Origin of the sequence: Arthrobacter sp. ISL-72 (assembly GCF_018613755.1) — a bacterium.
Classification (GTDB): domain Bacteria; phylum Actinomycetota; class Actinomycetes; order Actinomycetales; family Micrococcaceae; genus Arthrobacter.
In genome coordinates, this window is record NZ_JAGGPP010000009.1 from 210,724 (window position 1) to 218,429 (window position 7,706).

General features: G+C 67.6%; 8 protein-coding genes and 1 riboswitch. All 8 genes read left to right on the forward strand.

What is annotated here, in order from left to right; all coding sequences use genetic code 11:
- The first annotated feature begins 1 nt into the window (after window position 1).
- The 8 genes from aroA (at window position 2) to J7I92_RS11400 (ending at window position 7,562) form a co-directional block, all read left to right on the forward strand.
- Window positions 2-1,384 (forward strand): 3-phosphoshikimate 1-carboxyvinyltransferase, encoded by a 1,383-nt coding sequence (gene aroA, locus J7I92_RS11365; protein WP_214840511.1) that lies wholly within the window; start codon window positions 2-4, stop codon window positions 1,382-1,384.
- Complete coding sequence (locus J7I92_RS11370) at window positions 1,374-2,489, forward strand: ribosome small subunit-dependent GTPase A (RefSeq protein ID WP_214840513.1); 1,116 nt, start codon at window positions 1,374-1,376, stop codon at window positions 2,487-2,489. The genes aroA and J7I92_RS11370 overlap by 11 nt, the downstream gene beginning before the upstream one ends.
- 110 nt (window positions 2,490-2,599) lie before the next feature.
- On the forward strand, window positions 2,600-3,412 hold the full coding sequence (hisN, locus tag J7I92_RS11375; RefSeq protein WP_214840515.1) for a histidinol-phosphatase: 813 nt from the start codon (window positions 2,600-2,602) through the stop codon (window positions 3,410-3,412).
- Window positions 3,413-3,614: 202 nt separating this feature from the next.
- A riboswitch (SAM riboswitch) is annotated at window positions 3,615-3,728 on the forward strand.
- Window positions 3,729-3,762: 34 nt separating this feature from the next.
- Window positions 3,763-5,190 (forward strand): aminotransferase class V-fold PLP-dependent enzyme, encoded by a 1,428-nt coding sequence (locus tag J7I92_RS11380; protein WP_214840517.1) that lies wholly within the window; start codon window positions 3,763-3,765, stop codon window positions 5,188-5,190.
- Between the two features lie 63 nt (window positions 5,191-5,253).
- On the forward strand, window positions 5,254-6,027 hold the full coding sequence (locus tag J7I92_RS11385) for a class I SAM-dependent methyltransferase (RefSeq protein ID WP_214840519.1): 774 nt from the start codon (window positions 5,254-5,256) through the stop codon (window positions 6,025-6,027).
- 31 nt (window positions 6,028-6,058) lie between these two features.
- The gene (locus tag J7I92_RS11390) at window positions 6,059-6,772 is read left to right on the forward strand and encodes a metal-dependent transcriptional regulator (protein WP_214840520.1); all 714 of its coding nucleotides are present in this window, start codon (window positions 6,059-6,061) and stop codon (window positions 6,770-6,772) included.
- A gap of 23 nt (window positions 6,773-6,795) precedes the next feature.
- Window positions 6,796-7,206: a fluoride efflux transporter FluC gene (locus J7I92_RS11395; protein ID WP_396020375.1), complete on the forward strand. Its 411-nt coding sequence runs from the start codon at window positions 6,796-6,798 to the stop codon at window positions 7,204-7,206.
- Window positions 7,203-7,562 carry a CrcB family protein gene (locus tag J7I92_RS11400; protein WP_214840531.1) on the forward strand — a complete coding sequence of 120 codons (360 nt, stop codon included), beginning with the start codon at window positions 7,203-7,205 and terminating at the stop codon, window positions 7,560-7,562. Before J7I92_RS11395 ends, J7I92_RS11400 begins: the two co-directional genes overlap by 4 nt.
- The last annotated feature ends 144 nt before the right edge of the window (window positions 7,563-7,706 follow it).

Genomic DNA, 7,706 nt, shown 5'->3' on the forward strand with positions numbered 1-7,706 from the left:
AATGACAGGCACCGCCCCCACCGCACCGGTTCCGTCGGCATCGGCTGCGGACGCCACTCACTGGCCAGCACCGTTCGCCGAAACACCAGTCAACGCGACGGTCACCGTCCCGGGCTCCAAGTCGCTGACCAACAGGTATCTGGTTCTTGCGGCCCTGGCCGACGGCCCGTCCCGCCTCCGGGCACCCCTGCATTCGCGCGACTCCGCCCTGATGATCCAGGCCCTGCGCCAGCTGGGAGCCGGCATTCGGGAAGTCCCGGGCGACGGCTCGTTCGGGCCCGATCTAGAGATCACTCCCCTCAGCCCGACCGCCACTGCCGCCGATACCGCCATCGACTGCGGACTCGCCGGAACAGTGATGCGCTTTGTCCCCCCGGTGGCTGCACTCCGCAAGGGTGCCACCGTTTTCGACGGCGACCCGCACGCCCGCAAGCGGCCGATGGACACCATTATCGAGGCACTGGCTGCCCTCGGCGTCGAGGTCCGCGCCGAAGACGGAACGCGGCCGGCGTCGCTGCCCTTCGCAGTGGACGGCACCGGGGAAGTGCGCGGCGGCCACCTGGTGATTGACGCGAGCGCTTCGTCGCAGTTCGTGTCGGCGCTGCTCCTGGTCGGCTCGCGCTTCAGGGAAGGCCTGCACCTCGAACACGTGGGCAAGCCCGTGCCCAGCCTGGACCACATCAACATGACCGTGGCAGTGCTGCGGGAAGTCGGTGTTTCCGTCGACGACTCCGTCCCCAACCACTGGGTTGTTGCGCCGGGCCCCATCCGGGCCTTTGACCGCCGGATTGAACAGGATCTGTCCAACGCCGGCCCTTTCCTCGCCGCAGCACTGGCAACAGGCGGCACGGTCCGCATCCCCAACTGGCCCGCACCCACTACCCAGGTGGGCGATCTGTGGCGCAGCATCCTGAGCGAGATGGGTGCCACGGTCACGCTCGCCGACGGGACATTGACCGTTAGCGGCGGCCCCGAAATCAAGGGCGCCGACTTCGCGGACACCAGCGAACTTGCGCCGACCGTCGCCGCCCTGTGTGCCTTGGCCACCGGCCCCTCGCGGCTTACCGGGATAGCGCATCTCCGGGGCCATGAGACGGACAGGCTCGCCGCGCTCGTCACCGAAATCAACCGCCTTGGCGGGGATGCCGAGGAAACCGCTGATGGCCTGGTGATCCGGCCCGCAAAGCTCCATGGCGGCGTCGTTCGCAGTTATGCGGACCACCGCATGGCCACGGCCGGAGCCATTCTGGGCCTCGCGGTCCCCGGCGTGGAAGTCGAAGACATCGGCACCACCGCCAAGACCATGCCGGACTTCCCGCAACTGTGGGAAGCCATGCTGCACCGGCAGCCGGGCCAGCAGACGGAACAGGCCAGTGGGGCGTAGCACCGGTTCCTGGGATGAGTCCGATATCCGGATCCGTCCCAACAAAAAGGGTTCGCGTCCCCGGACCAAGGACCGCCCCAGCCATGACGACGCCGTGACCGGCCGCATTATCACCGTGGACCGCGGCCGCTACACGGCGGTGGTCGGCGAAGATACCGGGAACGAACGCACCGTCATCGCCGCCCGGGCCCGCGAACTGCGCCGTTCGCCGGTGGTGGCCGGGGACTTCGTGTCGCTGGTGGGGGACGTCTCCGGTGCGCCGGACACCCTGGCGCGACTCGTGAAGATCCAGGACCGCCGCACGCTCCTGCGGCGCAGTGCCGATGACACGGACCCCGTCGAGCGGGCGGTGGTGGCAAACGCCGACCAACTCGTGGTGGTGGTTGCCGCTGCCAATCCCGAACCGCGCACCGGCTTCATTGACCGCGCCCTGGTGGCGGCCTACGACGCCGGGATCGAGCCGCTGCTGCTCGTCACCAAGGCGGACGTCAAGGACCCCACCGAGCTCCTGTCCAACTACCGGCATCTGGACTTCCCCGTGATCATCAGCCGGACAGCGGACGCCTCCGCCTCCGGCATTGATGCCCGCTCCGACGACGGGCTGTCTGCACGCCTGGACGGGGAGGCAGTGTCGCAGCTGCGTGCCCATCTTGACGGCAAGGTCACCGTGATGCTGGGCCATTCCGGTGTGGGCAAGTCCACCATGGTCAACGCCCTTACCGGCGCTGAGCGCGCCACCGGAGGCGTCAATGCGGTCACCGGCCGGGGACGGCACACATCTTCGTCGGCGCTGGCCCTGCGGATCAGTGACGCCCCGGCCGGGAGCTGGATCATTGACACGCCCGGTATCCGGTCCTTCGGCCTGGCCCATGTGGATCCGGACCGGATCCTGCGCTCCTTCCCCGATCTCGAACCGGGCACGGATGCCTGCGAACGCGGCTGCAAGCATGATGTCTCCGCCGTCAACTGCGGAGTGGACGCCTGGGTCGCCGAAGGACAGGCAGGCCCCTCCGGTGCAGCGCGCCTGGCGTCCCTGCGCCGGTTGCTCGGCACCGATCCCCGGATGGAAGCGCAGGAAACCAAGGAACTCGGCACCGTTTCGTAGCGGCATCAGGCCCGCCGTACCGGTGGTTTGCCTCGGACGACCGTCGACGGGCAGCAGGGCCAAGGGCATGAGGTCCCGCCACCCGGGCCCAGAGACGGTAGTTTGGAACCATGACCCAAGCCGCTTCAAGCTACAACGATGACCTGCGCCTCGCCCATGTCCTGGCCGACTCCGTCGACTCCCAGACCATGAGCCGTTTCAAGGCGCTGGACCTTCAGATTGAAACCAAACCGGACCTGACACCGGTCACGGACGCTGACAAGGCCGCTGAAGAGTCCATCCGCGGGCAGCTCTCCCGTTCCCGTCCCCGCGACGCCGTGCTCGGCGAGGAGTTCGGCAGTTCCGGACATGGTTCACGGCGCTGGATCATCGATCCGATCGACGGCACCAAGAACTTCGTCCGGGGCGTGCCGGTTTGGGCCACCCTGATCGCCCTCGTGGATGAGGGCGAGCCGGTGGTCGGCCTGGTCAGCGCGCCGGCACTCGGCAAGCGCTGGTGGGCCGCGAAAGGTGCCGGCGCCTACATGGGACGGTCCCTGGCTGCTGCAACGCGGCTGAAGGTCTCGAACGTGTCCAGGCTGTCGGATGCGTCCCTGTCATATTCGAGCCTTGGCGGCTGGAAAGACCGCGGCAACCTGGACGAGTTCCTGGGCCTCACCGAGGAAGTCTGGCGGACCCGCGCCTACGGTGACTTCTGGTCCTACTGCATGGTGGCCGAGGGATCGGTGGACATCGCCTGCGAGCCCGAGCTGAACCTCTACGACATGGCGGCGCTCGTACCGATCGTCACCGAAGCCGGCGGCCGCTTCACCTCGCTGGAGGGCGTGGACGGACCCTTCGGCGGCAACGCGCTCGCCACCAATTCCATCCTCCACTCGGAAGTCCTGAAGCGGCTGAACCCGGAGCTCGACGACCTCCTCTGAGGCGTACGGACTGCCAGAGGCAATTACGTCCGCGGCGCACATTGGATAGCAAAGCAGAATAATCGACGGCGGGCTCCCCTCCCCAGGGGACGTCCGCCGTCGTTTATTCGGCCGGACCCCTGTTCTTCCTGCGGGCGTAACAAAGGGCTTAATAATTGGCGCAGCTTTCCCGCAGCACCGCGAATGTCCTAATCTCGAAACAGGTCACGAGTGCCAGCGCGAAACCCCGGTTTGCTGGCCGGCAACCCTCCATTCGCGGTGGGGTGCCCCGGGTGACGACCAGGCCGGTCCGGAACGGACGCGGCAAGCGCGGATCCCCGGAGCGAGGGGTCCTTTACAGTGAGGTCCCCATGACTACTGCCACTTTCCCCGCAAACTCCGGAACCACGTCCGCAACCGCCGCGGGCCTTCTGGACGGCCGCTTCACGGTTGCCAAGCGCCCCCTCTCCGCCGTCACCGGGGCAGAGATCCAGGCCCCGCTGATCCAGGGCGGCCACGTCCGCTACGCGAACCTCGACTACGGCGCATCCGCTCCGGCCCTGTCCGTTGTGTCTGCGTACCTGAACGAGATCCTGCCGTATTACGCCAGCGTGCACCGCGGAGCCGGCTACGCGTCCCAGATCAGCACCTCGGTGTACGAAAACTCCCGCAGCATTGTCCGCGGCTTCGTCGGCGGCCGCCCGGACGATTCCGTCATCTTCACCCGGAACACCACCGACTCGCTGAACCTGCTGGCCGGCTGCCTGCCGGTGGCGGACGGACGCCACACGGGTGAAGTCCTCTACCTCGACATCGAGCACCACGCCAACCTGCTCCCGTGGCAGGGCGTACCGCACCGCAGCGTTGTTGCCGCCCCCACAATCAGCGCCACCATCGAGAACCTGCGCTCGGAGCTCCGGCAGGGGGACATCAGCCTGCTGGCCGTCACCGGCGCCTCCAACGTCACCGGCGAAATCCTCCCCATTCGGGAACTGGCCGCCCTGGCACACGAACACGGCGCAAGGATCGTTGTGGACGCGGCGCAGCTGGCCCCGCACCGCCGCATCGACATCGCTGCGGACGACGTCGACTACCTCGCCTTCTCGGGCCACAAGCTCTACGCACCGTTCGGTGCGGGTGTCCTTGTGGGCAGGCCGGACTGGCTCGACGCGGGCACGCCGCACCTGGCCGGCGGCGGAGCCGTCCGTGAAGCGCGGCTGGACAGCGTCAGCTGGGCCACGGGGCCGGCCCGGCACGAGGGCGGTTCGCCCAACGTGCTCGGCGCCGCCACCCTTGCCCGCGCCACCCAGGTCATCGGAGCGCTTGACCCTGAGCTGTGGCATGCCCACGAGACCGCCATCCGGTCCTTCCTCGTTGAAGGCCTCCGGAAGATCGACGGCGTCACCGTGCACCAGATCTTCAGCGACACCGACCAGGCCACCGACACCATCGGCGTGGTCAACTTCTCGGTGGAGGGCTACGACGCGGGACTCGTTGCCGCATACCTGTCCGCCGAGCACGGGGTCGGGCTCCGTGACGGCCGCTTCTGCGCCCATCCGCTGCTCAAGCGTCTGGGGCTTCCGTCCGGCTCCCTTCGCGCCAGCTTTGGCGTCGGCTCCAGACTGGAGGATGCCCAGCGGCTGCTCGCCGGCATCGAGGAACTCCGCCGGACCGGCCTCGGCTGGGACTACGTGGTGGATTCGGGCCGCTGGGTGCCGGCCAACGACACTCGCACCTACCCGGACTGGGCACCCAACACCCCCGGCACCGCGGGTGCGGCGCCCTGCACGGAAGACTGACGGCGCGCCGCGTGCGGTAAATTCGAGGGGTAAGAAAACCAGCCTGCCCGAAGGAGACTGCACGTGGCACGGGGAGGCCCCAAACTGCACCGCCACCGCCGGCACGAGCTCGGCCAGAGCTTCCAGGACGGCGGCGAGCACTATGACCGCGTCCGCCCGGGGTACCCGGCAGACTCCGCCAACTGGCTGATTGGAAGCGTCGGCGGGATGGCCGGGGCAGCTGCTGCCGCGGACATCGGCGCCGGAACGGGCAAGTTCACCGCCTTGCTGGTGCAGCGCGGACTGACGGTTGCCGCCGTCGACCCATCGCCGGACATGCTCGCCCAGCTGCGGCTCGTACTTCCCGGAGTTCCCGCCACGGAGGGCACCGCAGAGTCCACCGGTCTCGCCGACGGGGCGTTCGACCTCGTCAGCGTTGCCCAGGCGTGGCACTGGTGCGACCCCCTGCCGGCCAGCACGGAGCTTTCCCGCATCCTCCGCCCCGGCGGCGTGCTGGGGCTGATCTGGAACCAGCTGGATACGTCCGTTCCGTGGGTTCACCGGCTCTCGCGGATCATGCACGCCGGGGACGTTCACAAACCACACTTCCGCCCGACGGTCGGGCCGGAGTTCACGGGGCTCGAGAGCCACCTGACGCGATGGGAAGATCCGGTAACCACCGGAGACATCATCGAATTGGCCAAATCCCGCAGCTACTACCTCGCCGCCGGCGAAGGCGCCCGCGCCAAAGTCCGGGACAACCTGGATTGGTACCTCCACGAGCATCTGGGGCACTCCCCTGCGGACGTCATCGGACTCCCCTACCTGACCCAGACGTGGCGGGCATTCAAGGCATGAGTCCCGCAGGCAAAGCGGTAGGCTTGGACTCGTGAAGACCAGCGCGCCCTCCTCCTCCATCGAGGACTACGTCAAGGTCATCTACTCCTTCACGGAGTGGCAGGACAAGCCCATCACGTCCTCGCAGCTGGCACAGCGGCTCGGCGTCGCCAACTCCTCGGTCTCCGAAATGGTCCGCAAACTCAAGGACCAGGGCCTGGTCGACCACAAGCCGTACAGTGCCATCACGCTCACGGCCGACGGCATCCGGCTGGCGCTGTCCATGGTGCGGCGGCACCGCCTCATCGAGACCTACCTCGTCCAGGAACTGGGTTACAGCTGGGACGAGGTCCACGACGAGGCCGAGCTCCTGGAACACGCCGTGTCTGACACCTTCATCGAACGGATGGCCGGCAAGCTGGGCAATCCGCTCCGCGACCCGCACGGTGATCCGATTCCGGCAGCAGACGGAACCGTCCACATGCCCCGCGCGCACCGCATGAGTGAACTCGACGAGGGCCACACCGGCCGGATTACCAGGATCAGCGACGAAAACCCCGAACTCCTGCGCTATCTTTCCGCCCAGGCGATTGACCTCGATGCCGACATCGAAGTCCTCGGCCGGAAACCGTTCGGCGGGGCCCTGGTGGTCCGGATCGGCACTGCCGGAGCCGACCGGGAGTTCGATCTGGCCGACGAGGTGTCGTCAGCGCTGTGGGTGCACAGCGACGCACTCCATGCCGGGTGCCGGCTGGCGGACGCCTGAATGGTGCCGCCCCATTGAAAGCCGTGGCAGGCCCGGGGTGGCGGGCGTGGGCGGCGGTGGCTGTCGGGGCACTCGCGGGGACGGAACTCCGGTACGGTTTGGGGTTTCTCTTTCCGGACGCTGCCGGGGCGATTCCGTGGACCACCCTGACGATCAATGTTCTCGGAAGCTTCGTCCTTGCTGCCCTCACCACCCTGTGGATAGCGCGGCCGCACACAGCCTTCTGGCTGAGGGCCGGAATCGGCCCCGGTCTGCTGGGATCCTTCACCACCTTCTCCGCAGTGGCCTTTTCCGTTGACCAGCAGGCACGCGCAGGACAGCACATAACCTGGCTGATCTATCTCGGGCTTTCGGTGGTCCTCGGGCTCGGCGCGGCCGCCGCCGGCTGGAAGGCCGGCAAGGCCCTAAGCGACCGGACCGGAGGAGCCTCGTGACAGCTGTGCTGGTGGGCATCTTTGGCGTTGCCGGGGGCCTGCTGAGGTTCTCCATCGACACATGGTTCGCGCACCGCTCGGGAACCCGCCGGCACTGGCCCTGGGCAACGCTGCTGGTGAATGTCGTCGGATCGCTCATCATCGGACTGTCCGTAGGAGTCAGCGGACGGCTCGGGCTCGGCGAAGAATGGCATGCGGCGATGGCCACGGGTTTGGCCAGCCGCCTGACGACGTTCAGTTCCTGGACCACTGCTACAATCCGGCTCGTCAGCGAAGTGCGGTACCTGGCAGCGGCCCTAAACGTCGTCGTGAATCTCGTAGCCGGGCTCAGCGCTGCCGCACTAGGAGCCTGCTGAATTAGTGGGTTTCGTGGTCTCTGGGCAGTCGGTCTTTTCTTGCGGCAGCGGTGTGGTTCCTGATTGAACGGATCTACTGGGCGCCGCTCCGCAGTTGGCTGGGGCGTCCATGAAGGCTTTGCGGTTCCTAGTGTGAGGCCCTGG

Bases quoted from the DNA above. Each gene is read 5' to 3' on its own strand.
- J7I92_RS11380 (WP_214840517.1), top strand. From the start codon at position 3,763: ATGACTACTGCCACTTTCCCCGCAAACTCCGGAACCACGTCCGCAACC.
- aroA (WP_214840511.1), top strand. From the start codon at position 2: ATGACAGGCACCGCCCCCACCGCACCGGTTCCGTCGGCATCGGCTGCG.
- hisN (WP_214840515.1), top strand. From the start codon at position 2,600: ATGACCCAAGCCGCTTCAAGCTACAACGATGACCTGCGCCTCGCCCAT.